General features: G+C 72.4%; 21 protein-coding genes. 13 read left to right on the forward strand and 8 right to left on the reverse strand.

The annotated features are described in order from the left end of the window. Window positions 1-2 precede the first annotated feature (2 nt). The 6 genes from ACN28G_RS29050 to ACN28G_RS29075 all read left to right on the forward strand — a co-directional run bounded on the left by ACN28G_RS29050 (window position 3) and on the right by ACN28G_RS29075 (window position 6,071). Window positions 3-1,637: an extracellular solute-binding protein gene (locus ACN28G_RS29050; protein ID WP_421480796.1), complete on the forward strand. Its 1,635-nt coding sequence runs from the start codon at window positions 3-5 to the stop codon at window positions 1,635-1,637. A 52-nt stretch (window positions 1,638-1,689) separates the two neighbouring features. Next, window positions 1,690-2,373, forward strand: a complete 684-nt coding sequence (locus tag ACN28G_RS29055; protein WP_421480797.1) for a hypothetical protein — start codon at window positions 1,690-1,692, stop codon at window positions 2,371-2,373. Continuing rightward, window positions 2,370-4,388 carry an alpha-glucuronidase gene (locus ACN28G_RS29060; protein ID WP_421480798.1) on the forward strand — a complete coding sequence of 673 codons (2,019 nt, stop codon included), beginning with the start codon at window positions 2,370-2,372 and terminating at the stop codon, window positions 4,386-4,388. The genes ACN28G_RS29055 and ACN28G_RS29060 overlap by 4 nt, the downstream gene beginning before the upstream one ends. Window positions 4,389-4,483: 95 nt before the next feature. Beyond that, window positions 4,484-4,924: a hypothetical protein gene (locus tag ACN28G_RS29065; RefSeq protein ID WP_421480799.1), complete on the forward strand. Its 441-nt coding sequence runs from the start codon at window positions 4,484-4,486 to the stop codon at window positions 4,922-4,924. Between the two features lie 122 nt (window positions 4,925-5,046). Next, window positions 5,047-5,541: a GNAT family N-acetyltransferase gene (locus ACN28G_RS29070; RefSeq protein WP_421480800.1), complete on the forward strand. Its 495-nt coding sequence runs from the start codon at window positions 5,047-5,049 to the stop codon at window positions 5,539-5,541. Window positions 5,542-5,624: 83 nt separating this feature from the next. Further along, a complete protein-coding gene (locus tag ACN28G_RS29075; protein WP_421480801.1) occupies window positions 5,625-6,071 on the forward strand; it encodes a hypothetical protein in 447 nt (148 codons plus the stop codon). Between the two features lie 12 nt (window positions 6,072-6,083). Here ACN28G_RS29075 and ACN28G_RS29080 read toward each other — a convergent pair whose 3' ends face one another. The 3 genes from ACN28G_RS29080 to ACN28G_RS29090 all read right to left on the reverse strand — a co-directional run bounded on the left by ACN28G_RS29080 (window position 6,084) and on the right by ACN28G_RS29090 (window position 8,816). Continuing rightward, entirely contained in the window at window positions 6,084-6,785 is a 702-nt protein-coding gene (locus ACN28G_RS29080; protein ID WP_091433896.1) for a response regulator, read from the reverse strand. A gap of 122 nt (window positions 6,786-6,907) precedes the next feature. Then, a complete protein-coding gene (locus tag ACN28G_RS29085) occupies window positions 6,908-8,107 on the reverse strand; it encodes a sensor histidine kinase (protein WP_421480802.1) in 1,200 nt (399 codons plus the stop codon). Window positions 8,108-8,126: 19 nt separating this feature from the next. Continuing rightward, on the reverse strand, window positions 8,127-8,816 hold the full coding sequence (locus tag ACN28G_RS29090; RefSeq protein WP_091433899.1) for a hypothetical protein: 690 nt from the start codon (window positions 8,814-8,816) through the stop codon (window positions 8,127-8,129). 296 nt (window positions 8,817-9,112) lie between these two features. On the opposite strand from ACN28G_RS29090, the gene lanKC reads away from it, so the two are divergent. The 5 genes from lanKC (at window position 9,113) to ACN28G_RS29115 (ending at window position 16,445) form a co-directional block, all read left to right on the forward strand. Then, complete coding sequence (gene lanKC, locus ACN28G_RS29095; RefSeq protein ID WP_421480803.1) at window positions 9,113-12,112, forward strand: class III lanthionine synthetase LanKC; 3,000 nt, start codon at window positions 9,113-9,115, stop codon at window positions 12,110-12,112. 982 nt (window positions 12,113-13,094) lie between these two features. Continuing rightward, entirely contained in the window at window positions 13,095-14,378 is a 1,284-nt protein-coding gene (locus ACN28G_RS29100) for an MFS transporter (protein ID WP_421480804.1), read from the forward strand. An 83-nt stretch (window positions 14,379-14,461) separates the two neighbouring features. Next, complete coding sequence (locus tag ACN28G_RS29105) at window positions 14,462-14,743, forward strand: hypothetical protein (RefSeq protein WP_091433906.1); 282 nt, start codon at window positions 14,462-14,464, stop codon at window positions 14,741-14,743. Further along, window positions 14,740-15,096 carry a CopG family transcriptional regulator gene (locus ACN28G_RS29110; RefSeq protein ID WP_091433908.1) on the forward strand — a complete coding sequence of 119 codons (357 nt, stop codon included), beginning with the start codon at window positions 14,740-14,742 and terminating at the stop codon, window positions 15,094-15,096. The genes ACN28G_RS29105 and ACN28G_RS29110 overlap by 4 nt, the downstream gene beginning before the upstream one ends. 755 nt (window positions 15,097-15,851) lie before the next feature. Then, window positions 15,852-16,445: a hypothetical protein gene (locus ACN28G_RS29115; protein ID WP_139135564.1), complete on the forward strand. Its 594-nt coding sequence runs from the start codon at window positions 15,852-15,854 to the stop codon at window positions 16,443-16,445. 110 nt (window positions 16,446-16,555) lie between these two features. Here the strand turns inward: ACN28G_RS29115 and ACN28G_RS29120 are convergent, their stop codons facing one another. Together ACN28G_RS29120 and ACN28G_RS29125 are read right to left on the reverse strand one after the other, a co-directional pair. Further along, complete coding sequence (locus tag ACN28G_RS29120) at window positions 16,556-16,753, reverse strand: DUF397 domain-containing protein (RefSeq protein ID WP_421480805.1); 198 nt, start codon at window positions 16,751-16,753, stop codon at window positions 16,556-16,558. Further along, window positions 16,746-17,624: a helix-turn-helix domain-containing protein gene (locus ACN28G_RS29125; protein ID WP_421480806.1), complete on the reverse strand. Its 879-nt coding sequence runs from the start codon at window positions 17,622-17,624 to the stop codon at window positions 16,746-16,748. The genes ACN28G_RS29120 and ACN28G_RS29125 overlap by 8 nt, the downstream gene beginning before the upstream one ends. 175 nt (window positions 17,625-17,799) lie before the next feature. Between ACN28G_RS29125 and ACN28G_RS29130 the strand changes: the two genes are divergently transcribed. Further along, on the forward strand, window positions 17,800-18,102 hold the full coding sequence (locus ACN28G_RS29130) for a hypothetical protein (RefSeq protein ID WP_421480807.1): 303 nt from the start codon (window positions 17,800-17,802) through the stop codon (window positions 18,100-18,102). Next, window positions 18,092-18,412 (forward strand): hypothetical protein, encoded by a 321-nt coding sequence (locus tag ACN28G_RS29135; RefSeq protein ID WP_421480808.1) that lies wholly within the window; start codon window positions 18,092-18,094, stop codon window positions 18,410-18,412. Before ACN28G_RS29130 ends, ACN28G_RS29135 begins: the two co-directional genes overlap by 11 nt. A gap of 18 nt (window positions 18,413-18,430) precedes the next feature. Here ACN28G_RS29135 and ACN28G_RS29140 read toward each other — a convergent pair whose 3' ends face one another. Genes ACN28G_RS29140 through ACN28G_RS29150 form a run of 3 tightly spaced genes read right to left on the reverse strand, consistent with a single transcriptional unit; the run spans window position 18,431 to window position 24,840 of the window. After that, window positions 18,431-21,169: a DUF6493 family protein gene (locus ACN28G_RS29140; RefSeq protein ID WP_421480809.1), complete on the reverse strand. Its 2,739-nt coding sequence runs from the start codon at window positions 21,167-21,169 to the stop codon at window positions 18,431-18,433. Continuing rightward, a complete protein-coding gene (locus ACN28G_RS29145; protein ID WP_421480810.1) occupies window positions 21,166-22,575 on the reverse strand; it encodes an SWIM zinc finger family protein in 1,410 nt (469 codons plus the stop codon). The genes ACN28G_RS29140 and ACN28G_RS29145 overlap by 4 nt, the downstream gene beginning before the upstream one ends. A gap of 33 nt (window positions 22,576-22,608) precedes the next feature. Further along, entirely contained in the window at window positions 22,609-24,840 is a 2,232-nt protein-coding gene (locus ACN28G_RS29150; RefSeq protein ID WP_091433922.1) for an ATP-dependent RecD-like DNA helicase, read from the reverse strand. Between the last annotated feature and the right edge of the window lie 8 nt (window positions 24,841-24,848).

Genomic DNA, 24,848 nt, shown 5'->3' on the forward strand with positions numbered 1-24,848 from the left:
CCATGCTCCACAGATCGTGGCGGGCAGTGGCGGTAGCCACCGTCGGTGTGCTCGCGCTCAGCCTGGTCGCCTGCTCCGAGGAGACCGCCGAGCAGACGGACCTGTCCGGCAACCGGGTCGGCGCGATGGCCGAGTACGGCACCGGAGACCAGTTCAAGGCGACCGAGGCGGTCAACTTCTCGATCCTCTACAACAACCACACGTTCTATCCGCTGAAGAACGACTGGCTGTTCTGGTCGGAGCTGACCAAGCGCACGAACGTGACGTTGTCGCCGGTGGCGGTGCCGCTGAGTGACTACGAGCAGAAGCGCAGCCTGCTGATCGGCGCGGGGGACGCTCCCCTGATCATTCCGAAGACGTACCACCCGGCGGAGAACGCCTTCGTCTCCTCCGGGGCGATCCTGCCGGTCAGCGACTACCTCGACCTGATGCCGCACTTCAAGGAAAAGATCGAGAAGTGGCAGCTCCAGCCGGAGCTGGACACACTCAAGCAGTCCGACGGCAAGTACTACCTCCTCCCCGGCCTGCACGAGAAGCCCTGGCACGAGTACTCGCTGCTGATGCGCAGCGACATCCTCGACGAGCTGAACCTCGCCGTCCCGAAGACCTGGGACGAGGTGTACACCGTGCTCAAGGCGATGAAGGCGAAGTACCCGGACTCCTACCCGTTGTCGGACCGGTTCGGCAAGCCCACCCCGGGTGGTGCGCTGATGTCCTACCTCGGCGCGTCGTTCGGGACCCAGGCCGGCTGGACCTACCAGCACGCCACCTGGGTGCCGGCGGAGAAGAAGTTCGTCTACACCGGGGCCAGCGAGCAGTACAAGCAGATGCTGCAGTACCTCCAGAAGCTGGTGGCCGAGGGGCTGCTCGACCCGGAGAGCTTCACCCAGACCGACGACCAGGCCCGGCAGAAGCTGGCAAACGGCAGGTCCTTCGCGATCAGCGGCAACGCGCAGACCCTGGTCAACGAGAACCGACCGGACCTGGCCAAGACCCAGCCGGACGCCAAGCTGGTCAAGATCCCGCTGCCGGTCGGCCCGGCCGGTGAGGTCAACCCGGCCAGCCGGCTGGAGAACGGCGTGATGATCAACAGCAAGGCCCGGGAGAGCAGGAACTTCGTGGCCATGATGCAGTTCATCGACTGGCTTTACTACTCCGACGCCGGCCAGGAGTTCGCCAAGTGGGGGGTGGAGGGCACCACCTACAGCAGGGACGCCGCCGGCAAGCGCACCCTCGCCGCCGACGTGGACATGATCGGGCTCAACCCCAAGGGCAGCAAGCACCTGCAGAAGGACTTCGGCTTCGGCAACGGGGTCTTCGCCTACGGCGGCAGCACCGAGCTGTTGCAGTCCTTCTTCAGCCCGGAGGAGATGGAGTTCCAGAACGTGATGAACGCCCGGCCGGCGAAGCCGGTGCCCCCGCCGTACCCGTTCACCGACGAGGAACGGGAACAGGTGTCGCTCTGGGAGAGCCCGCTGAAGGACTTCGTCACCCAGAACTCGCTGCGATTCATCCTCGGCCAGCGGCCCCTCACCGAGTGGGACGCCTACCTGACCGAGCTGAAGGGCAAGAACATGGACGCCTACCTGGAGTTGGTGGAGAAGGCGTACCAGCGTTTCCAGCAGGAGAACGGCTGACCCGCCACTCCGGTCGGGTCCGCGCGACGGCGGGCCCGACCGGGGAGCGGCCGTGACCGCCGAGGCCGGGCAGCGGTTCGGCACCGGTCCGCTGGCCCGGGCCGCCGCGCTGGTGCACACCCTGCTCGTGGTGGAGGTGCTGCTGCTGGTCGGCACCCTGCCCGGCCTGCTGCCGCTGGTCCTGCTCGGCCACGACGCCAGCAACCTGCCGTTGCTCGCGGCCTGCCTGGTGCCGGCCGGCCCGGCGTTGGCTGCCGCCCTGTTCACCCTGCGGCACCAGCGGCTCGACCTGACCGAGCTGCGCCCGGCCGCGCTGTTCCGGCGCGGGTACCGGGTCAACCTGCTGCCGGTGCTGCGGATCTGGGTGCCGATGCTGGTCTGGCTGGCCGTGATCGGGGTGAACCTGGCCAACCTGCGCGCCGCCGGAGTCCCGTCCTGGTGGGCGGTGCTGCTGGTGATCGTCGCGTTGGCGGTGACCCTGGTCGGGGCGAACGCCCTGCTGGTGACCGCGCTGTTCCGCTTCCGGGCCCGCGACGTGCTCCGGCTGGCCGGTTACTTCCTGACCCGTACCCCGAGTGTCCCGGTCGGCACCCTCGTCCTGCTGGCCGCGGCGGCCGGGATCACCGCGGTCTTCTCCGAGGCGGTGCTGGTGCTCCTCGGTGCCCCCTTCGTCCTGGCGTTCCTCCGGATCGGCGAACCGATGATCGACAAGATTCAGAAGGAGTTCACCACGTGAGTGTGCACGCGGCCTGGCTGCCGGCGGAGTCGTTCGTCGCGCTCGGCTCCCGACGGGTCCTGGTGCACGGCGACGGGGTGGACGCCGTACTCGACGAGGTGACCCGGGCCTGTGCCCGGCACGGTGGGCGGGTGCGCCGCTCGCCGTGCGGGGACGCCGACGTCGACCTGGTGCTCGCCCTGCGCCAGGCGGTCCCGCTGCCGGTCCCGGCCGCCCAGGCGGCCCGCCAGGCCGCCGGGGAACCCCCGGGTGACGAGGGGTTCGTGCTGACCCGCTCCGGGGACGTGACGGTGCTGCTCGCCGACACCCCGACCGGCCTGCTGTACGGGCTGTTCCACCTGGTCCGGCTCGGCGCGGCGGCCTTCGCCGCGGACCGACCGACCCGGCGGCACCGCCCGGCGCTGCGCCGACGGATGCTCGACCACTGGGACAATGTCTCGGTGCACCCGGTGATGGGTCAGGTGGAGCGGGGCTACGCGGGCGGCTCGATCTTCTGGCGCGACGGGGCGGCCCGGCACGACCTGGCCCGGATCCGGGAGTACGGCCGGCTGCTGGCCGCCGTCGGGATCAACGCGATCTCGGTCAACAACGTCAACGTCGGCCCGGTGGAGGCCCGGCTGTTGACCGACCGGCTCGACGACGTGGCCGAGATCGCCGACGTGCTGCGCCCGTACGGCATCCGGGTGCACCTGTCGGTGACCTTCGCCGCCCCGGTGGTCCTCGGTGGCCTGTCCAGCGCCGACCCGCGGGACGAGCAGGTACGCGCCTGGTGGGCCACCACCACCCGCCAGGTCTACGAGCGGATCGGCGACTTCGGCGGGTACGTGGTGAAGGCCGACTCGGAGGGGCAACCGGGCCCGTTCAGCTACGGTCGCAGCCACGCCGACGGGGCGAACCTGCTGGCCGAGGCGCTCGCCCCGCACGGCGGAGTGGTCCACTGGCGGGCCTTCGTCTACAACCACCACCAGGACTGGCGGGACCGCTCCACCGACCGGGCCCGTGCCGCGTACGACCACTTCGTCCCGCTGGACGGCGACCTCCGTACCAACGTGGTGCTGCAGGTCAAGCACGGCCCGGTCGACTTCCAGCCCCGCGAGCCGGTCTCCCCGGTGCTCGCCGCCATGCCGGCCACCCGGCTGGCGATGGAGCTGCAGGTGACCCAGGAGTACACCGGTCAGCAGCGGCACGTCTGCTACCTCGGGCCGTGGTGGAGCGAGCTGCTCGGCTTCCGCCCGTGGCAGACGCCGGAGCGGACGGTCGCTGACGTGGTCACCGAGCTGGTGGCCGTGGCCAACGTCGGCGACGACCCGTTCTGGTGCGGACACCCGCTGGCCCAGGCCAACCTGTACGCCTTCGGCCGGCTCGCCTGGGATCCCCGGCTCGACCCGACCGCCGTGCTCGACGAGTGGATCGACCTGACCTTCCCGCCGGGGAGCACGGGGGACAGCGGGCGGGTCCGGGCGACCCTGCACGCGATCATGGACGACTCGTGGCGGACGTACGAGCGGTACACCGCCCCGCTCGGCGTCGGCTTCATGGTCGACCCGTTGCGCCACCACTACGGACCCAACGTCGACGGGTACGAGTACAGCCGCTGGGGCACCTACCACTTCGCCGACCGGGACGGGGTGGGCGTGGACCGGACCCGAGCCACCGGCACCGGCTACGCCGGCCAGTACCCGCCCGGCTGGGCCCAGGTGTACGAGTCGCTCGCCGACTGCCCCGACGAGCTGCTGCTCTTCTTCCACCACGTGCCGTACGACCACGTCCTGCACAGCGGCAGCACGGTGATCCAGCACATCTACGACACCCACTTCACCGGGGTGGCGCAGGTGGAGACGATGCGGGAGCGCTGGCGGCAACTGGCCGGGCTGCTCGACCAAGCGCTGTTCGAGCGGGTCGCCGAGCGCCTGGACGAGCAGGTCCGCAGCGCGACCGAGTGGCGCGACCAGATCAACACGTACTTCTTCCGCAAGTCCGGGGTGCCGGACGCGCACGGCCGCCCGATCCACTGACCGTCCCACATTTCGGGAAGCGGGATCTGGTGGTCGAACCGCCGACGGGCGGCCACGTAATGGCGACTGGCCGCAACCGAGGCAAGGAGACGCAGATGCCGGAGAAGAAGAAAAAGAAGAAGGAAAAGTCGGCGATGCCGGCGTCGGTCAGGGATCTTGAGGCGCACCTCGACGGCCCGGTTCTGGACAGCTTCCAGAGCATGCCGAAAGCCCGGCGGAGGCGTTTTTCGGAGGAAGCCAGGGTGCTCGATTCCCTTCAGAGGTTGAAGATCCACGAGGATGTCCTCAACAGCAAGGACGCCGACCTGCGGAAAGTCCTCGCCCACAGCAAGCCGACGGCCGAGGAGATCTACCAGCGCCGCCGGCAGCAGCTCAACGGCGCCGCCCAGGAGTACTACCAGCAGTACGGCTCGAAAGCCACCGCGAGTGCTGCGGCGATGAGGGGAGCGGGCGGATCCGCCGCGGGCAGTTCCAGCGCCAGCTCGGCGTCCGCCAGCGGACGCAGCGACAGGAAGGCCCGCGCGCCCCGCCCCTGACCGGGCGAGCATCTCGGGCAAGCCGCCGAGGTGCCACGGGCGAGCGGACCCGTTCCATCTCCGGTGCGGGTTCCGCGCGCCCGGCCGTGGGTGACCGGCTCGCTGGCCGTACCGTTTCCCGGATGGGAGAGGACCGGGTCACGGTACGGCCGGCGACCGCGCACGACGTCGACGCCCTGGTGGCGCTCCGGGTGGCCAACGCCGACGTGCATCTGGCGCTGGACCCGCTGCTGTACCGGATGCCACCGGAGGCGGCGCTGTTGCGGCACTTCACGACCGTGCTGGCCGACGCCCCGGGGCGTAACGCCGTGTTCGTGGCCGAGTGGGACGGCCGGATCGTCGGCATGGTCGAGGTGCTGCGTGATCCGGACCCGCCGGCGCACCGGCTGCTGCGTCCCGAGCCCTCGGCGCAGATCCACACCGTGGTCTCGCCCGAGGTTCGGGCGCGGGGCGTCGGGTCGGTGCTGGTGGCGGCGGCCGAGCGGTGGGCGGCCGCGGCCGGGATGGTCCGGCTCTCCGCCGGCATCCACCACGCCAACGACCGTGCGGTGGGCTTCTACCAGCGGCACGGCTTCGTCGACGCGGAGATCTCCCTGGTCCGCCGCCTGGATGGCTGAAATCTGACCCTCATCACTTCGAACCGTGGTGGGTTCTTGTCCGTTGATGCCTGTCGAAGCACCTTCAGCGGACGGAGTGCGCGATGGCTGACGAGTGGTACAACAACTACGACTACGGGGATCTGCGGGAACCTGACAACTACACCGCGTTCATGAACGCCCGGGCGGCATGGCAGGCCGAGCTGAGGGAACACACCGCATACAGCCCAGCGGGGGTGCGGGCGAATATGGAGCTGACTCAGGGGAAGAATGCCGCCGACATGGCGAGGGCATATCACCAGTCGAAGGCCCAGGGCCCATTGCCCGGTGCCGAAGCACTGGGAAAGGGCGCTCCTGCCGAGGCCGGAAGGTCACCGGCCGCCCCGGCCCCGCGGATCGATGTGCTGGCCGCGATGAGTCTGTCCGAACTTGACCGGGTCGTCCTGCCGCCGCCGCAGGACCCCGGCCGTCTTCGGGTGCCCGGGTCGGCCACCACCCCGGCCCGGGACGGGCAGAACCAGGCGGCCGCCGGCGCCGGGCGGGCCAAGTAGCACGGGTGCGGTTCAGCGGGTGAGGGTGCCGGCGCGGGCCGGTGGCGGGGTGCCCGGGGTCACCAGACCACTCTGGTACGCCGCCACCACCGCGTGCGTCCGGTCCCGCAGGCCCAGCTTCATCAGGACCCGGCTGACATGGGTCTTCACGGTCGCCTCGCCCAGCACCAGATGCTCGGCGATCTCCTGGTTGGACAGCCCGTACGCCATCAGCACCAGCACCTCGCGTTCCCGGGGGGTGAGCTGACGCATCCGGGTGGGGGTGGGCAGACCGGGGTCGGGGCGGGTGGCGAGGTCGTCGAGGAGCCGTCGGGTGACCGCCGGGTCCAGCCAGGCCTCACCGGCGGCCACGGCGCGTACCGCGGCGACGAGCTCCTGCGGGGCGGCGTCCTTGAGGACGAAACCGGACGCGCCGGCCCGCAACGCGGCGTAGACCGCCTCGTCGACGTGGTAGGTGGTGAGGATGATGACCCGGACCGGTCGCTGCGGGTCGTACTCCTCGGCGAGCCGGCGGGTCGCCTCGACCCCGTCCGTGCCGGGCATCCGGACGTCCATCAGCACCACGTCGGGGTGCAGGCGGCGACTCAGCTCGACGGCCTGGGCCCCGTCGTCGGCCTCGCCCACCACCTCGACGTCGGCCACGGCGGCGAGCAGCATCGCCAGCCCGGCCCGGATGAGCGGTTGATCGTCGGCGAGCAGCACCCTGATCTGCATTCGTGCCCCCTGGTCCCACCGGGCCGGCGCGACGGTCGACCCTGTCAGAGAACAGTTATGCCCGGCCCGGCCCGGATTGGAAAGGGAGTTGTCAGAGAGCGGACGCCAGTGATCAAAGCCGGTCAGCCGTCCACCGGGTGCTGGGAGATCGGCAGGCTGGCGGCGACCCGGAAACCACCCTCGGGCCGGGGCCCGGTGCTGAGCCGTCCGCCGGCCCGGCGGATCCGCTCGCCGAGGCTGGCCAGACCGTGCCCGGCGGAGAGCCCGACCGCCGGACGGGCCGAGGCGGCTGGGCCGTCGTCGTCGATCCGCAGCAACAGCACCTGCTCCTCCCAGGTGAAGTAGATCCGGACCCGGCTGCCGGCACCGGCGTGCTTCAGGGTGTTGGTCAGGCTCTCCTGCACCGTCCGGTACGCGGCCAGCTCCACGCTCGGGTCCAGCGGGGCGGCCCGGCCCGAGGTGTGCGTGCGTACCGTCAGGCCGGTACGGCGCATCGAGGCGAGCAGCACCTCGATGTCGGCGAGCCGGGGTTGTGGCCCGAGCCGGTCGGCTCCGCCCGCCGGGTCGGCGTCGGCGGTCATCACGTCGAGCAACCGGCGCAGCTCCGCCATCGCCTGCTGGCCGGCCTGCTGGATGTGCAGCAGCGCCTGCCGGGCCCGTTCCGGTTCGGCGGTGGCGACCTGGGCCGCGCCGGCCGCCTGGAGCACCATCACGGTCACCGAGTGGGAGACCACGTCGTGCAGCTCGGCGGCGATCCGCTGCCGTTCCCGGGTGACCGCCTCGTCCCGGGCGGCCTGCCGGTCGGTGTCGAACTGCCGGACCCGGGCCCGGTGGCCCCGCACCACCAGCCCGGCGGACCAGGCCGCGCCGTACACCAGGGCGAACATCAGCGCGGTGACCAGGAACTCGCCGAACCGGGCCCCGACGACCGGTTCGATCCGGTACGAGTCCAGCGCGTTGAGCAGCCCCCGGCCGCAGGCCGCCGCGTACGCCCCGGCGGAGACCGCGAGCGGACGCAGCACCGCCACCGAGTACAACGCGACGACCAGCGCCACCCAGGGCCGGTAGTCGTGCAGCAGGAACCACACCACGACGCCGTGCGCGCACTCGACGACGAAGACCGTGACCGGCGCCCGGTGCCGCCAGGCCAACGCCCCGACCGAGACCAGCGCGGCGAGCAGTTGCAGGAGCCAGGCGGTGGTGCTGACCGGCCGGTGCTGGATCACCACCGACGACGAGGTGAAGAGGTCGAGCAGGCCGAACGCCGGCAGCAGGACCGCGTCCCGGGGTAGCCGCCGGTGCCAGGGCAGGGTGCCGGTCACCGCTGCGTCCCTTCCGGTGCTACTGGTCGGAGTCCGGGCAGCCGATGCCGAAGAGCCGACAGGTCCAGCTCAGCGGGGTCTCCGGCGGCTCGTCCCCGCCCGGTACCCGGGCCGGTGCCGCGAGCTGCGGCCCGTCTCCGTCCGCGCGGCCGGGCCGCCGTTCACCACCGGCCGCCGCCGGGGCGTCGGCCACCGCACCACCGGCCGCCGCCGGGCCGTCGGCCATCGCGCCACCGGCCGCCGCCGGGGCGTCGGCCACCGCACCACCGGCCGCCGGGCCGTCGGCTACCGCCGGGCCGTCCGGCGCGGTCGGCGGCCAGAGCGGGTGGTCGTCCCGATCCAGCAGGGCGATGACCTGCCGTACCTCCTCGGTCGTGGTGCCGTGGGCGGCCGAGGCCGCCGGGGCGTACCCGTGGGTGGGGGTGACCATCACCAGGTCCGGCCGGCCGGCGGCGGCGCGGGCCAGCAGGCTCACCTCGTCGGCGGCCAGCGGCGCGGGCGCGCCGTCGCCGGGCCCGCCGGCCGGGTCGTCGCCGGGCCCGCCGGCCGAGCGGAGCCGCAGCTGCCCGGCGGCGGTGAGCAGGTCGGCCGCGCTGGCGCGCAGCAACAGGTGCCGGTCGTCCAGGGCCACGCCATGCGCCACCGTCGTCCACCGGTCACCGTCGGAGCTGTGTTGCAGGAGTACGACGAGCTGCGTGTCGATCGCCATCGGAGGTCCTTCGCCGAAGTGTGCACGCGGCGCTGTGCCGCGTACCCGCAGATTCTCGTCGGGGCGACCCGGCCGGCGGGTCCGTCCCCAGGGTGACTTTCCTCGTCCCCCTGTGGACGGAGGCGGACCGGGCGGCCTGCGTCCGGTCGGGGAGTCGAAAGCTCAGCCTGCGGCCGGACGGCGGCGACGGCCGGTTCGCCCAGGATGGTGGATGTCCGAAGCGCCCCGCCGACCGGCAACGACGGCGGAGCGGCGGCGGACACCCCGCCCGTATCCCGTCGTCGCAGAGGTGTGCCATGCCCACGCCAGGTGCCTTCCTGATCGCCGATCCGATCTTCGTCGACTCACCGGCGAACGTCGACGACACCGCGAGCCGCTTCCCGCTGGCCGCCGAGGTGCCGCCGGCCGGTTGGCAGACGGTCGCCGAGGGCGGCTGGGTGATGTGGTTCCCGACCGGGGTTAGCCTGCCCCGCCAGGGCTGGAAGGTGCACGTCTCGGTGGAGCTGGACGCCGCCGCCGAGGTGCTCGGCGAGGTCCGGGACTTCTGCGTCGAACGGGGCGTCGCCTTCAAGTTCCTGCGCAGCCGCCGACTGGCCCTGGCCCACAACGAGAAGTACGCCCACCGGGGCGGCAGCGGCAAACTCGCCGCCCTGTACCCGCCCGACGAGGCGACCCTGCGGCTGGTCCTCGACGAGCTGGGCGACCGCCTCGCCGGCCACCGGGGCCCGTACGTCCTCAGCGACCTGCGCTGGGGCGACGGCCCGCTGTACCTGCGCTACGGCGCCTTCGAGCAGCGGTACTGCCTCGACGGCGACCAGCCCGTCCCGGCCGTGCAGCGCCCCGACGGGACACTGGTGCCCGACGAGCGGAACCCGGTGTTCACCGTCCCCGACTGGGCGCCGGTGCCCGACTTCGTCGCCGCCCGGATGCGGGCGCTGGCCGAGGAGGCGGTCGCCGAGCAGCCGTACCGGATCGACGAGGCGCTGCACCACTCCAACGGCGGCGGCGTGTACCGGGGCACCGACCTGCGCGACGGACGGCAGGTGGTGCTGCGCGAGGCCCGCCCGTACGCCGGACTCGACGGCGCCGGCACCGACGCGGTCACCCGGCTGCGACGGGAACGCGACGCGCTGACCCGCCTCGCCGACCTGGACTGCGTACCCCGACTGGTGGACTACTTCACCTGGTGGGAACACGAGTACCTGGTGGAGGAGTACGTCGAGGGCGGCACCCTCCAGCACGAGGTGGCCCTGCGCCACCCGCTGATCTACCCGGACCCGTCGCCGACCGAACTGACCGGGTACACCGACTGGGCCCTCGACGTGGTGGACCGGGTCGAGCGGGCCCTGACCCAGGTGCACGAGCGGGGCATCGTCTTCGGCGACCTGCACACCGCGAATGTGATGATCCGCCCGGACGGCGGCGTCGTGCTCATCGACTTCGAGCAGGCGTACGGGATCGACGAGGACTTCACCCCCACCCTGGGCGACCCGGGCTTCGCCACCGCGCGGGTACGGCACGGCCGGGCGGTCGACGACTACGCCCTGGCCTGCCTGCGCCTGAGCATCTTCGCCCCGGCCACCCCGCTGCTGTCGCTTGCCGACGGCAAACTCGACGACCTGCTGGCGGTGGCGAGCCGCTTCCCGCTCCCGGCCGGCTGGCCCGAGCGGATCCGCGCCGACCTCCGACAGGCCCTGGCCGCCGGCTCCACCGCGACTTCGGATGTGGGCCCGGTTTCCGGCGCGGGCCTGGCGTCCGGCGCGGGCCTGGCGTCCGGCGCGGGCCCGGTTTCCGGCGTGGGCCTGGCGTCCGGCGTGGGCCTGGCGTCCGGCGTGGGCCCGGCTGCCGGCGCGGGTACGGCTGCCGGCGTTGGTCGGGCTGCCCGGCGGCTGCGGGCGGTCGATGCGTCCGGTGCGGTGGCGCGGCGGGTCGGGCGGTACCCCTGGCCGGTTGAGGCCGGGCCGGCCGAGCACGCCGGGCTGCTCGACTCGCTCGCCGCCGGTATCCGGGCCAGCGCCACCCCGGAACGCACCGACCGGCTCTTCCCCGGTGACCTGGGCCAGTACCCGCACGGCGGGGCCACCGTGGCGCACGGCGCAGCCGGCGTCATCCACGTGCTCACCAGCACCCGGATGGCGTACCCGGAACGGGAGGAACACCTGGACTGGCTGATCCGGGCCGCCGACCGGCTGCCCGGGGAGTACGTCGGCCTCTACGACGGCCTGGCCGGCATCGCCACCGTCCTGCACCGCACCGGACGCGGCGACGCGGCCCGCCAGCTGATCGCCAGGTGTCGGTCCCGACTGACCGAGGTACGCGGTGTCTCCCTGCACAGTGGACTCGCCGGCATCGGCCTGGCCCTCGCCGGACTGACCGTTCCGGATCGGGCGGTCGAGGACGACCTGCTGGTCATCGGGGAACGGCTGGTCCGGGCGCTCGCCGACCCGTCGGTGCCGGATGTCGTCGAACCGTCCCGCCCCGGCCTGCTGCGCGGCTGGTCCGGACCGGCGGTCTTCCTCTCCCGGCTCTACGACCGTACCGGCGACCCCCGACACCTGGCCGCCGCGTACGCCGCGCTCGACCGCGACCTGGCCCGCTGCGTGACCGACCGGTGCGGCAACCTGCAGGTCTCCGACGAACCCCGGTTGCTGCTCTACCTGGACGAGGGCAGCGCCGGGGTGGCGGTGGCCGCGCACGAGCTGCTCCGCCACGGCGAGGTAGCCCGCCTGCGCGAAACACTTACCGGGGTACGCCGGGCGCTCGGCGCGGAGTTCGTCCTGCTCCCCGGGCTGTTCCACGGCCGAGCCGGGTTGCTGGCCACCGCCGCCCGGTTGGCGACCAGCCCCCAGGCGACCACGAGTTCCCGGTTGGCGACCAGCCCCCGGGCGACCACGAGTTCCCGGTTGGCAGCCAGCCCCCGGGTGGCTGATGACCGGCCCGACCGGATCACCGTCGGCCGAGCCTGGCCGGGGGAGTCGGACCGGCAGGTCCTGGCTCACCTGGACCGGTTCGCCCACCACGCGTACGCCCTCGACGGTCAGCTCGCCTTTCCCGGCGACACGATGATCCGGCTGTCGATGGACCTGGCCACCGGAAGCGCCGGGGTGCTGTCCGCCCTGCACGCCGCGCTGCACCGGACCGGGGTCACCCTGCCCTTTCTCGACCTCCCACCGAGCCCCGCGTCCACCGACCACCCCCGTCCGGCTGGCGCCGACGAGCGAACCGTGTCGGCTGGTGCCGGCGAGCGAACCGTGCCGGCTGGCGCGGGCGAGCGACCGCTGTCGTCCGTGGCCTGATCCGCCGCGATCGACCGCCCCGACCACCGCCGGACCGGGTGGCCGACGGCCACCGCCGATCCAGGTAGGGCCGACGAGCACCGGCCAACCCGGGCCGTCCCCGACCACCGCCACCCCGGCGGTTGACCGAACGCCACGACGAAGGAGGTGACCCCCATGACCGCGATCCTCGGCTTCCAGGCCCTGTCGCCCCAGAACCCGCAGGCCGTGCCCCCGATCTCCAGCACCCTGAGCTTCGGCTGCAACTGCCGCTGATCCCCTCGCACGTCCCCGCTCCAGCCGGGCGTGCCGAGGCCCCCGTCCCCTTCGACACCCGCAAGGAGGTGAAACCGACATGAGCATCCTCAACCTGCAGGGCATGCGGCCGGAGGCCGCCCGCCAGGTGCCCCCGGCGCTCTCCAGCACCGTCAGCGTGCTGTGCAACTGCAACTGATCCACCAGGGTTCCGGGGCGGGCGTGACCTCACGCCCGCCCCGGCGGCCTTCGACTCGTCTGTCCAGCCTTGCGCTGCTTACCCGTCCCGTCCCGTCCCGTCCCGTCCCGTCCCGTCCCCGTTCTTCTTGATCGACTCGGTTGAGCGGAAATGGCGGTAACCAAAGCCGTTCGACCCAGCCATATCGCCCCAACCGAGTCGATCAACGCCGCCGACTAGAAGATCTAGGAACAATTCGGCCCTCATGGGTGCCCTCTCTTTCCAAGATTCTCTAACCGGTGGCCGGGCTGCAGGGCGACCGTGCGGCAGGGCGCTAACCGGCGGCAGGGCGTGGCCGGCGACCGTGCGGCAGGGCGCTAACCGGCGGCAGGGCGCTTACCGGCGGCAGGGCGCTTACCGGCGGCAGGGCGTGGCCGGCGGCCGTGCGGCAGGGCGTTAGCCGGCGGCAGCACGGCAGCGCGGTAGCTGGCGGTAGGGCTCCAGCCGGCGGGGGCGGCGAAACCAAATCCGTTCGCGTTCACTCGACGACCTGTATCTGGGGAGAATCCGATGTCGTCCACCGGTCTGCGCCACAACCGAGACTTTCTGCTCCTGGCCGTCGCGCGTACCTCGTCCAAACTGGGCGGTCAGATCACTGCCGTCGGGCTGCCACTGTTGGTGCTGGCGCTCACCGGATCGGCGACCGCCGCCGGTCTGGTCGCCCTCGCCGAGGGGATCGCACTGGTCGTCGTCCTGCTCCCCGCAGGTCTGGTCGCCGACCGCTGGGACCGCCGGGGCATCATGCTCGTCACCGAGGCCGGTTCGCTGGCCGGGCTCGCCGCGATCGGCGTACTCGCGCTCACCGGGCATGCCTCGGTGCTGACGGTGGCCGCGCTGGCCGCGGTCGTCGCGGGCCTCGGGGCCGCGCTGCAACCGGCGGCGGCCGCCGCCACCCGGGCCGTCGTGGCCGACCGTGACCTGCGCGCGGCCACCGTCTTCAACGAAACCCGCAACGGTACGTTGCACCTGGCCGGTCCGCCGTTGGGTGGCTTCCTGTTCACGGTCAACCCGGCGCTTCCGTTCGTTGTCGACGCGATCACCTCGGCCGTCGCGCTGGCCGCGGTGGCCCTGCTGCGGGGCCCACTCAAGCGACCAGGTGCCGGGCGATCTCGTCGGGAGGGTGGGGAGTCGCTGCCCCGGCAGGCGGTCGCCGGTATCCGGTTCCTGTGGGGGCGGCCGGCGCTGCGGTACACCCTGATCAGCAGCGCGGTGCTGAACTTCGCCTTCTCCGGGGTACTGCTGGCGATCCTGGTCGTCCCGGTCCGCGACGGCGCGTCGGGGCTCTCCGCCGGCATGATCATCTCCTGTGTCGGGCTCGGCGCGGTCATCGGCTCGCTGGTCGCCTCCTGGCTGACCGCCCGGATCGCCACCCGTACCCTGATTCTTGCCGTCTTCTGGGCCTGTGGCCTGCTCACCGCCGCGATGACCCTGACCAGCAACGGGTACGTCCTCGGCGCGCTGGCCGGGGTCTCCGCCCTGCTCGTGCCGGCGGCCAACATCGGGATGCTCACCACCCAGGCCCTGCTCACCCCCGACCATCTTCAGGGGCGGGCGAACGCGGCGATCAGCTTCCTGGCGATGGTGGTGTCACCGTTCGGGCCGGCGGTGGCCGGACCCCTGATCGACCGCGCCTCGGCACCGGTGGTCTTCGGCTTCTTCGCCGTGCTGATGCTCGGCCTGGCGGCGGCCACCACCGCCAGCCCCGCCGTGCGGAGCCTGCCCGACCTGCGCCACCTCGACCGGCCGGAGGCTCCCGGTCACGCCGCCGAGGAGGTCACCCCGCAACCGGCCTGACCAGTCACACGCCATCGCTGCCCCGGATCGATCAATTATCCCCAACAGAGTGCCACGAGCCGGTTCGTATTACACTGTCTTACGTGCCGGAGCGCGAGTATGTCTGGACCGAAGAGGGCCTTGCCAACGCCCGGAGCAACGCTGTGAGCGTCGAAGAGGCGACCGACGCTCTCTATGCCCCAATGGGCCTACGCTATGAACGTACCCTCGGTGACCTGCTGCTTCTTGTTATGGGCATGGCGGGCAGCGGGCGAGTTGTGGCGGTCCTGTGCGATCGGATCGGTGGTACCCAGACCCACAAGATCATTGGGGTGCGCGCCCTGCGGGGCGGCGATCTTGACGAGTGGAGGAGGCGAGTCCTGTGAGTGAACCCGAATTCGACCGGATGACCAAGGCTGAGGTCATCGATTGGTTCCAGAGCACCGACAGTCTGGCGCCGGTGTTCGACTCGATGACGCCCGGACCGGCCGCTCCCGCCGCACCAGAGGCACCCTTGATGCTGGTGAGCATCCGTCTCCCCGTCGCAATGGTCGAGCGGCTCGATCACTTGGCGGAGGAGTCTGGCGTTCGCCGGTCCGAGGTGATCCGAACGGCTCTGCACGAGTACGTGGCTACCCGGAGCACGCCGATCGGCCGGGACGAGGCGGAGCATGCCCTCGACGTGCTGCGACGCATCGTCCGGTCGCACGCCCCGGAGGGGCATGCCGACGCCGCGTAACCCGACATCGATCGTGCGACGTCCATTCCGACTGGCAGACGTGGGGCGGCACTGAACACCGGGGCAGCGCTGAACCCGGGGCGGCTGGTGTCCGTAGAACGATTGTCGACGATCCAGCCGGCCGACGGAGAGTGGGATGACGGCAGAGCAGCTACCCGAAACGGCGGGGCAGGCGCCAGCGATCGACCCGGCGCAAAGGCGCAACCCCAGGCGTACGGCCGCTGACGACGGTCGCGCCGAACGGCTGATGACCGCCCTCGTCCGGCAGCGGGACGACCAGGTCACCGGGACCGGATACGGCTCCGACCTGCCCAGCTACCGGCCGGACGTCCGGTCGGGTCACTTCGCCGCTGAGCACGGGTCGGACCCCGCCCCCAGCTATCTGATGCCGGGTCAGCCTGGCTTTGCCGAGATAGCTCGGGCGACCGTCCCGTCGGGACCGGCCACCGCAGCCCGCGGGCCGCAGGAACCGCCGTCCTACTCGGCCGCCACCAGGCCCGCTTCGCCAGCACTCGGCACGGCTCCGCCCGGCGGCCGGAGCACGGGGCCCGCCCGTGGTGGAGCCGGCTGAGTGGCCAGACGGGGTGAGCGAACTGGTGAGCAGAGCCGCTCCGAGCCCGTGGCCGGATCCAGGGCACCGACCACGATCTGAGTTTGCTCAGACGGGTCGCCGCCGATGTGTCTCCGGCCACGCACGCCGAGCCGGTGGGACGTGGATCGAACCGAGACGCTTCACATCCGTAGAGCCATGGTCGATGACCCTGACCAGCGGACGGAGACCCACCGTGCCCGACGAAGCGACGACGCCCAGCAGCGGCCGCCAGACCCCCGAAGATTCGGGATGGTACAGCTACAAAGAGGAGAAGTACGGCACCCTGTTCGAAGAGGGCAACTTTCGCCAGTTCGCCCAGGAGTACCTGAACCTGGATGCTCGGCAGCGGCAGAATCCCCGCCGGGATCGGGCACTGAGCGACAAAGTGGCAGAGATGCGCAAGGTCTACCTGGAGGGACGCGAGTTCCACTATCCGGAGGTGGTGCAGGCCGAGTGGGTGCAGAAAGGTCAGCAGAACCTTCGTGACTGGGACCTGACGGAGCAGTTCCAGAAAATGTCCCTGAAGGGCCAGGCGGAGCAGGGGCAGGCGTCGTTCCAGTCGCTGGGGGGTGCGCTGGCGACGTCTTCGGCCTCGCCCGGGCCACAGCCCGGCACGTCTGTCGCTGCCGGTCTGACGTCACCCGGGGCCTCCAGTTCGGCCGCGCCGCGACCTCAGCAGAACCCGTCCGACCCCTCCGCCCCGGCCAGCCCGACGCCGCATGGCGGCCGTCCCAGCAAGCGCGCCAAGAAAAGCTGATCCGGCGGCCACCGTTCCCTGGTGCCGGAACGGCCGGTCGGTCGCGGGTGGCCGTCGTGGTCCACCCGCGACCGACCGGGCCGCGACGAACAGGTACCCGCCCCGGCGAGTCACCTCCCTGGCTGGGCCCGCTTCAGGTCGGTGACGAAGGAGCGCCAGGCGGAGGGTACGAAGGTGAGCGCCGGGCCGGCCGGGTCCTTGGAGTCCCGTACCGCGACGACCCCGGGCAGGTTGCCGGCCCACTCGACGCAGTTGCCCTCGGCACTGCGGCTGCTCTTGCGCCAGGCAGCGCCGGTGAGGTCAGTCATCGTAGCTCTCCTTGATGATGGTGCCGATCAGGTCTTCCGACGCCCGTTCGTCCAGGGCGCGGTCCCAGAGCAGTTGCCAGGCCTCGTTGTAGTCGGCGATCTCGTTGGGCCGGTCCAGGTAGAGGCTGCCGGTCAGCGACTCGCAGTAGACCGTGCTGGGCTCGGCGGGCCGAGTGCCAAACGCCGGGAAGTCCAGCAGGACGAACGCTCCCGCTACCGACACCAGGTGCGGCGGGGCCGACAGGGGCAGCACCCGCAGCCGCACATTGGGTGCCTGAGCCGCGTTCACCAGGTAGGCGAGCTGATGCCGCCATGTCTCGATGTCGGCAAGCGGACGGCGAAGGACCGCCTCGTCGACAACGGTTTCGAACAACGGGGCAGCCGGGCTGCGCCGGCTCAGCAGCTTTTGGCGTTCCAGTCGCAGGGCGACCTTGCGGGCGACCTCCCGAGGAGAGCGGCCAGGTCGGGTGGCGAAGAGCGCCTCCATGTACTCCGGTGTCTGTAGGAGGCCCGGTACCAGGGACGGTTCGTGGTAGCGGATCTGGTGGGCGGCGGCTTCCATGCCGACGTACAGCTCGAACCAGCTCGGGATGGCCTCGCCGTACGCGTGCCACCAGCCCTTGCTCTTGGTTTCCCGGGCCAGGGAGACCAGGACCTCGGTCAGCTCCGGGGAGGTGCCGTACTGCTGGCACATCAGGGTGACGTCGTGGGTGCGCAGGGCGACCTGGCCGCCTTCGAGCCGGTACATCTTGGCGCGGGACCACTCCAGCGCGTCGGCCGCCGCCTCCAGGTTGATCCCGGCCTCCTCGCGGGCCTGACGGAGCAGGCGGCCGAGTTGGCGGCGCGGCACGGAGGAACCGGTGTCGGGCATGGCACCTCGTCTCGGGTTGCCGGTGCGGATGTCTCAACTGAGACACCATGCCAGCGACAATAACGCAGCGTCAATATCGGACCACGAATTGTGGTTGAAGACGTTGCGTGTCGCCGTGCGGCTGCCGGATGGTCACTGGCAGTGAGACTTCTGGTCGATTCTTCGGGAGGCAACGGTGGCGCGGTGGAAGTGGTTCCAGCGGCGGGAGGAGCCGGTCGACGTGGTGGGTCCGGCGACCCGGTACTCCAGGCAGGACGGACAGCCGCGTGGCCGCCTGGTGGTGAAGGCGAGCCATCCGGTCGTGGACCAGCCGACGGCGGTGTACCCGCAGGCGCGGCCCCTGCTGACCCGGGCCGGCTGGTGGCGGTCGAGCCGCTGCGTGGCCACCGCCCGACGCGACGGCGGCACCACCCGACGCGGGGACGGCACCGCCCGACGCGACGGCGGCACGGCCCGGGAGGAGACCGGTGAGCGCTGAGCCCGGCGTGACCGGAGTCGACGGTGGAGCCGCAGCCAGCAACGAGCCCGGGGCCGACGGTGCGGCCGAGCGGATCCGGGCGGTACTGGCCGAGCTGCCTTCGGTCGAGGTCCCGAGCGTGCCGGAGGTGCTGGTGCTCGACGGCGACGCGGGGCCGCTTGGCTGGGCGGTCGTGCTGCCGGAGGGAGACATCTGGATCATCAGGGACTCCCCTCGGGTGTTGACCCACTGTTCGGACGTGTCGGTGCTGGTGAGCTTCTGGGCGGCGGTCTTCGACTGCGAGGTGGGCCGGCCGACCGTCCGCCGCTGATCGGCCGGCCCACCCGGGTCAGGTGGTGGCGAGTGCGGTACGCAGGCGGCGGGCCTCGGTGACCAGTCGGCTGGAGCCACCCCGGGCGGCGACCTCGGCCAGGCCGGGCACGTCGAGACGTACCCCGGTGGTGGTGGCCGTCTCGGCGGCCAGGGTGAGCAGGTCGGGCAGGCCCCGTGGGGCCTTCTGCGCGGTGAGCAGCGCCGGCAGGGCGGCGGCGAGCAGCCGCCACACGGTCAGCGGGGCACCGGCCAGGACGGCGTCGCGCAGCGGCTCCACCGCCCGGGAGAGCTTCACCCGCTCCCCGGCGACCAGCCGGCCCAACTGTTCACCGGTGCCCACCGGGTCGAACTGCCCGGCACCGGCCAGGGTGAGCAGGGCGTCCAGGGTGGCCACCCGGTCCGCGCCGTGCCGCGCGCCCAGGCCGTAGGCGACGGCGAGGTCGAGGGCCACCCCGCCGGGGCCGGTGCTCTCGGCCAGCAGCGGCAGGACGGCGGTGCCGTGCTGCTGGTCCATGTCGGCACAGGCGGCCACCATCGGCAGGGCGGACGCGGCGACGACGCCCCGGTGGCCGGGCAGGACCGACGGCCACAGGTTCGGCCAGCCGAGGTCGTCCGCCTCCACCACGATCGGCGCGGGGTCGGCGGTGAGCAGCGCGTACGGGTCGGCGTACCCCTCGGGTGGGCGCAGCTCGACCAGGGTCCGTCGGCTGGTGAGCTGGTCGTGCTCCCAGTCGTGGCGCTTCTGGCGGTCCCGGCGCACGGCGGTGGCCTCGCGCATCGTGGGTTGGGGCAGTCCGCCGCCGCGCAGCCAGCCGGTGAGCCGGTCACCGGCCGGGGTGCCCAGCGCGGCGGCCTTGGCGGCGACCGCCTCCTCGACGTCGGTGGGCAGCCGCAGCAGGGCCTGGGTGAGGTCCCAGTGCCCCGGCTCCCGGTCGCCGAGCGCGGTCAGCCGTTCCAGCAGGGCGAGCGGGTCGAGGCTGCCGTTGGCCGAGGTGGGGGTGGCCAGCAGGCCGGGGTGCCCCGGATCGTTGACGTGTACGCCGATCTCGGTGATCCGGGCCCGCAGCAGCCGGTGCACCGCCGGCACCCGGGGGTTGGTGGCGACCAGCTCCGGCGTCCCCCGGTCGGTACGGCGTACCGCGGCGAGCAGAGCCTCCCACCGGCTGCGCCGTTGCGGTTGCTGGTCGGTGCCGGCGGTCTGGAACACGTCCACCACCACCTCGCAGAGGCAGAGCGGGTCCCACTGGTGCAAGCCGCTCCAGGACCAGTGCCGGCGTTCGATCACCGGGGCGAGGGTGGCGTGCACCCGGGGCGCGTCGGCGGCGGTGAGCCGGACCAGTCCGTCGAGGACCCGGTCCAGCGGGGTGCCGTGGGCCCGGGTGCCGAGCAGGGCGGCGACCTCCTCGGCCAGCTCGTCCACGTCGGTGATGGGTGCCGGGGCGGGAGCCGGCGGCGCGGGCGGCGGCAGGTCGTCACCGCGCGACCGGAGCATCGCCGCACCGCCGGCAGCCTCGGCACCGGCCGCGCCACCCGGGCCGGAAGCCGCACCCGGACCGGAGAGCCCGCCCAGGGCGGAAGTTCCACCCAGGGCGGCTGCCGGATCGAGGCCGTGCCTGGTGGCCAGGGCGGTCGCCCGGTCCCGCAACTCGACGGCGGGATGCTCGACGGCGACCGTGATCACCTCGGCGATCTCGGCCGACCGGTCCCGGTGCGTCTTGCGGGCCAGCTGGTCCAGCCAGGTGAGCTGCGCCTTGACCAGGGATTTGTCCGGGCGGTGGAGCACCTGCCGGGAGGCGTCGAGGACCGACTCCAGCGGCAGGTCGGGCAGCTGTCGCAGCGCCTTCTGGGCCATCGTGGCGACCGGGGCCGGTGCGTCGGTGAGCAGCCGGAGGTAGTCGGTGCTGCGGGCGGTCACCTCGGCGGCGGTCGGCTGTAGCTCGCCGAGCAGGATGACGAAGGCGCGCAGCGCGCCGGGTCGGTCGCCGCGCAGCAACCGGCCGAGGGACCCGTCGACCAGCAGGGGCCGGTCGAGCACCCCCTCGGCGGCGAGGGTGGCCAGGGCGGTCGGCAGGGCGTGCCGCTCCTCGGTCTCCCGGTCCCGACCCACCAGGTCGTAGGCGAGCTGCGTGCCGAGACCGTCCACCTCGAAGATCCGGGGCAACATGGCCGGCAGGAAGGGATCCTGGCGCAACCGTTCGACCAGGGGTGCCCGGTGGCCTCGCTGGCCCCGTTCGGGGAACTGCACGCTCTGCAGCCAGAGCTGCACCGACCGCTCGTCGGTGGGTGGCGCGAGCCCTTCGGCCCGCAGCAGGGTGGCGACGAACCGCCAGCGCTCGACCCAGGTCTGCTGAGTGAACCGGGCGGCGATGCGCTGGGCCAGGTCACCGAGCCAGTCGATGCCCCGTTCGGTGGCGACCTCGCGGACCAGCGCGGCGTTGCGCTCGCCGTCGAGCGCCACCGTCCGCCGGCCGAGGATCGCCGCCGCCTTGGCGGCGGTGGGCAGGCAGCCGACCACGGCCACCGCGAGCGCACCGCCGGTGCCGCTGCTCCACCACTGTGACCGGTCCCGTTCGCGCTTCTTGACCCAGCCGGTCAGCTCCTCGCCGATCTCCCGTCGGCGCTGCTCGGGCAGGCCGGCCAGGGCGTCCACGATCGGTCGGGCGGCGGCCAGGGTGATCAGTTCGAACAGGTCGGCGGTGCCACCGGCCAGCAACTGCCGGTGCCGGCGCTCGGTGGACATCGTGGCGGCGCTCATGCCCGCTCACCCATCAACTCGGTCTCGGCCTGCTCGTGGTCGGCCCGGTCGGCGGCGGGGCCGTTGGTGAGCAACATCCGGGTGGCCAGGGCGTGCCGGCACGGGCCGCGCTGCCCCCGGTGCTTGGCCCACCAGGGACAGGTGCAGGTCAGGCTGCCGTCGGGCAGGTGCCGCACCCGGTAGACGTGCTCACCACTGCGGACGGTCGCCGCCGCCAACGCGGCGGCACTGCCGGCGGCGTCGTCGTCAAGCGTCACGGCACCGGCTTCGAGCAGGGCCCGCGCGCCGACCAGGCGGGGATTGTCCCGCTCGGCCCGGCCCGCGTCGTAGGGCATCACCCGGTGGAAGTACGCCGCCTCGGCGACGTCGTAGCCGACCCGGCCGGCGGTGCCGAGCTGGGCCAGGGCGCCCCGGACCCGGGTGGGGTCGAGGCCGGCCTGGCCGGCGAGGTGGTCCACGTCGACGGTCGGGTCCCAGGAGAGCAGGGCGGAGATCAGGTCGGCGTCGTCGACCACGTCGTCACCGGCGAGCGCGGTCAGGGCGGCACCCTCACCGGAGAAGCCACGGTACGGCTCGGGGGAGAGGGTCAGTGACAGCCGCAGCGCGTCGGTGTCCAGCTCCCAGGTGCTCGGCACCGGGGCGGAACCCGGGGCCACCGTCGGCCCGTACACCCGGAGGATTTTTGCGAAGCGCAGCATCGGGCGCAGCGCGACGAGCCGGCTCGCCCCGGCCAGGCAGACCGCGCCGGGAACCGGACGGGAGGTCAGCCGCAGGCTCCGCCCGGCCGGCACCACCCAGAGCATCGCCCGGTCGTTGCCGGAAGGTAGCCGGCGCAGGAACGCCGCCGCCTCGGTCGCCGGGATCTCGGCGCGGGGCTCGAACCGGGCGGCGAGCACCTGCACCTCGGCGAAGCCGCGCAGCCAGCGCACCGGCAGCGGAACCTTCTTCTCCACCACCGGACCGTCCAGCGTGGACATCGTTAGGTCGTCGGGGCCGACCGACAGGTGCAGCGGGTCGAGGCCGCCGACCCGGGCCAGCGCCTCGCGCAGCGGATTGTTCACGTCGACGTTCGTGGTGCCGTGCTCGACCACGTCACCGTCGAGCCCCTCGGGCAGCGCGTCCATCCGGGCGTACACCCCGCAGCAGCCGGAGAAGGACTCGAACCGCAACCGGTCGCGGCTGCCGGTGACCACCGGGTCGAGGCTGGCCGGGCTGACCGGCCGGTGGTAGCGGATGCGGGCCACCTCGGCCACCGCCAGCAGGCCGACCGCCGCCGCGTGTGGGGTGGTCAGGAAGCCGTCGAAGAAGCGGGGGTTCGGCGCCGGGCCGCCGCTGGTCTGCAGGGCCAGGCCGTCGCCCGACAGGGCCGAGGACCCGAGATACCGGTACGTCTGAACTGCGCTCACGTCCGCAGAAGCTAGAGCAGACCCCCGACAGAATCAGTCCGCGGCGGTCAGCCGGTACGCCAGCGCGGTGTGCCGACGGCCCGCCCCGACGGTACGTACCGCCGCCGCCAGCGCCCGCCGGGAACCGACCAGCACCACCAGCTTCTTCGCCCGGGTGACCGCCGTGTAGAGCAGATTGCGTTGCAGCATCATCCACGCGCTGGTGGTCAACGGCACCACCACCGCCGGATACTCCGAACCCTGCGACCGGTGGATGGTCATCGCGTACGCGTGGGTCAGCTCGTCGAGCTCGTCGAAGTCGTACTCGATGGTCTCGTCCTCGTCGGTGCGGACGGTGAGGGTCTGCTCCTCGGTGGAGAGGGCGACGACCACGCCGAGGGTGCCGTTGAAGACCCCGGCCTGCCCCTTGTCGTAGTTGTTGCGGATTTGGGTGACCTTGTCGCCGACCCGGAACACCCGCCCGCCCATCCGTCGTTCCGGCTGCCCCTCGCGGGCCGGGGTGAGCCGTTGTTGCAGCAGCGTGTTCAGCGCCCCGGCCCCGGCCGGACCCCGGTGCATCGGGGTGAGCACCTGTACGTCCCGGCGCGGGTCCAGGCCGAACCGGGCCGGGATCCGGGTGTACGCCACGTCGACGGTGAGCGCGGCGGTGGCCTCGGTGTCGTCGCAGGCGAAGAGGAAGAAGTCGGTCATGCCGTCGAGGGTCGGCGGCCGGCCGGCGTTGATCCGGTGCGCGTTGGTCACCACCCCGGACTCCGCCGCCTGCCGGAAGATCCGGGTCAGCCGGACCCGGGGGACCGCCTCGGCGGCGAGCAGGTCCCGCAGCACCTCACCGGCGCCGACCGAGGGTAGCTGGTCCACGTCGCCTACCAGCAGCAGGTGCGCCCCCGGCGGGACCGCCTTGACCAGCTTGTTCGCCAGCACCAGGTCGAGCATGCTGGCCTCGTCGACCACCAGCAGATCGGTGTCGAGCGGGTTGTCCCGGTCGTGGGCGGCGTCCCCGCCGGGGCGCAGCTGCAGCAGCCGGTGCACGGTGGCGGCCGGGTGTCCGGTCAGCTCGGCGAGCCGTTTCGCGGCCCGGCCGGTCGGCGCGACCAGGGTCACCTTCGCCTGCTTGGCGGCGGCCAGCTCCACGATCGACCGGACGGTGAAGCTCTTGCCGCAGCCGGGCCCACCGGTCAGCACCGCCACCTTCGAGGTCAGCGCCAGCCGTACCGCCTGCTCCTGTTCGGTGGCCAGCTCCGCGCCGGTGCGGGCCTTCAGCCAGGCCAACGCCCTGGTCCAGTCGACGGCGGCGAAGTGCGGCAGCCGGTCGGCGGTGCCGCGCAGCAGCCGCAGCAGTGAGTTGGCCAGGGACTGCTCGGCGCGGTGGAACGGCACCAGGTACACCGCCTCGACCGGCCCGCCGTCGCCGGCCCGGCCGGTGGGGACCGCCTCGGCCGGCAGCGTCTCGCGGACCACCCCGTCGGTGTCGGCCAGGTCGTCCAGGCAGGCCGTGACCAGCTCCGCCGGCACCTCCAGGATCTTCACCGCGTCCGCGATGAGCTGCGGTACGGGCAGATAGCAGTGTCCGTCGTCGGTCGCCTCGGACAAGGTGTACGCCAGTCCGGCCTTGACCCGTTCCGGGCTGTCGTGCGGGATGCCGACGCTGCGCGCGATGGTGTCGGCGGTCTTGAAGCCGATGCCCCACACGTCGGCGGCGAGCCGGTACGGCTCCCGGGTCACCACGTCGACGCTGGTGTCGCCGTACTGCTTGTAGATCCGTACCGCCAGCGAGGTGGAGACCCCGACGCCCTGGAGGAAGAGCATCACCTCCTTGATCGCCTTCTGCTCCTGCCAGGCGGCGGTGATCTTCGCGGTGCGTTTCGGCCCCAGCCCGGGGACCTCGACCAGCCGGGCCGGCTCCTCCTCGACGATCCGCAGGGTGTCCAGCCCGAAGTGGCCCACGATCCGCTCGGCGAAGACCGGCCCGATCCCCTTGACCAGCCCGGATCCGAGGTACCGCTGGATGCCCTGGACGGTGGCCGGCAACACGGTGGTGTACGAGTCGACCTCGAACTGCCGCCCGTGGCGCGGGTGTGACGACCACCGTCCGCGCAGCCGCAGACTCTCCCCGGGCTGCGCCCCCAGCAGTGCGCCGACCACCGTCAACAGGTCGCTGCCGCGCTCGGTGGCCACCCGGGCGACGGTGAAGCCGGTCTCCTCGTTGACGTAGGTCAACCGCTCCAACACCGCGTCCAGTACGGCGGTCGACGGGCGGGCGCTCACCCGCCCAT

This window comes from Micromonospora sp. WMMA1923, assembly GCF_049179195.1.
Taxonomy (GTDB): domain Bacteria; phylum Actinomycetota; class Actinomycetes; order Mycobacteriales; family Micromonosporaceae; genus Micromonospora; species Micromonospora yangpuensis.

Coding starts and splice junctions, on each gene's coding strand:
- ACN28G_RS29080 (WP_091433896.1), bottom strand. CDS start 6,785: ATGCAGATCAGGGTGCTGCTCGCCGACGATCAACCGCTCATCCGGGCC.
- ACN28G_RS29075 (WP_421480801.1), top strand. CDS start 5,625: ATGGCTGACGAGTGGTACAACAACTACGACTACGGGGATCTGCGGGAA.
- ACN28G_RS29050 (WP_421480796.1), top strand. CDS start 3: ATGCTCCACAGATCGTGGCGGGCAGTGGCGGTAGCCACCGTCGGTGTG.
- ACN28G_RS29115 (WP_139135564.1), top strand. CDS start 15,852: ATGACCCTGACCAGCGGACGGAGACCCACCGTGCCCGACGAAGCGACG.
- ACN28G_RS29125 (WP_421480806.1), bottom strand. CDS start 17,624: ATGCCCGACACCGGTTCCTCCGTGCCGCGCCGCCAACTCGGCCGCCTG.
- ACN28G_RS29090 (WP_091433899.1), bottom strand. CDS start 8,816: ATGGCGATCGACACGCAGCTCGTCGTACTCCTGCAACACAGCTCCGAC.
- ACN28G_RS29140 (WP_421480809.1), bottom strand. CDS start 21,169: ATGAGCGCCGCCACGATGTCCACCGAGCGCCGGCACCGGCAGTTGCTG.
- ACN28G_RS29120 (WP_421480805.1), bottom strand. CDS start 16,753: ATGACTGACCTCACCGGCGCTGCCTGGCGCAAGAGCAGCCGCAGTGCC.
- lanKC (WP_421480803.1), top strand. CDS start 9,113: ATGCCCACGCCAGGTGCCTTCCTGATCGCCGATCCGATCTTCGTCGAC.
- ACN28G_RS29070 (WP_421480800.1), top strand. CDS start 5,047: ATGGGAGAGGACCGGGTCACGGTACGGCCGGCGACCGCGCACGACGTC.
- ACN28G_RS29100 (WP_421480804.1), top strand. CDS start 13,095: ATGTCGTCCACCGGTCTGCGCCACAACCGAGACTTTCTGCTCCTGGCC.
- ACN28G_RS29065 (WP_421480799.1), top strand. CDS start 4,484: ATGCCGGAGAAGAAGAAAAAGAAGAAGGAAAAGTCGGCGATGCCGGCG.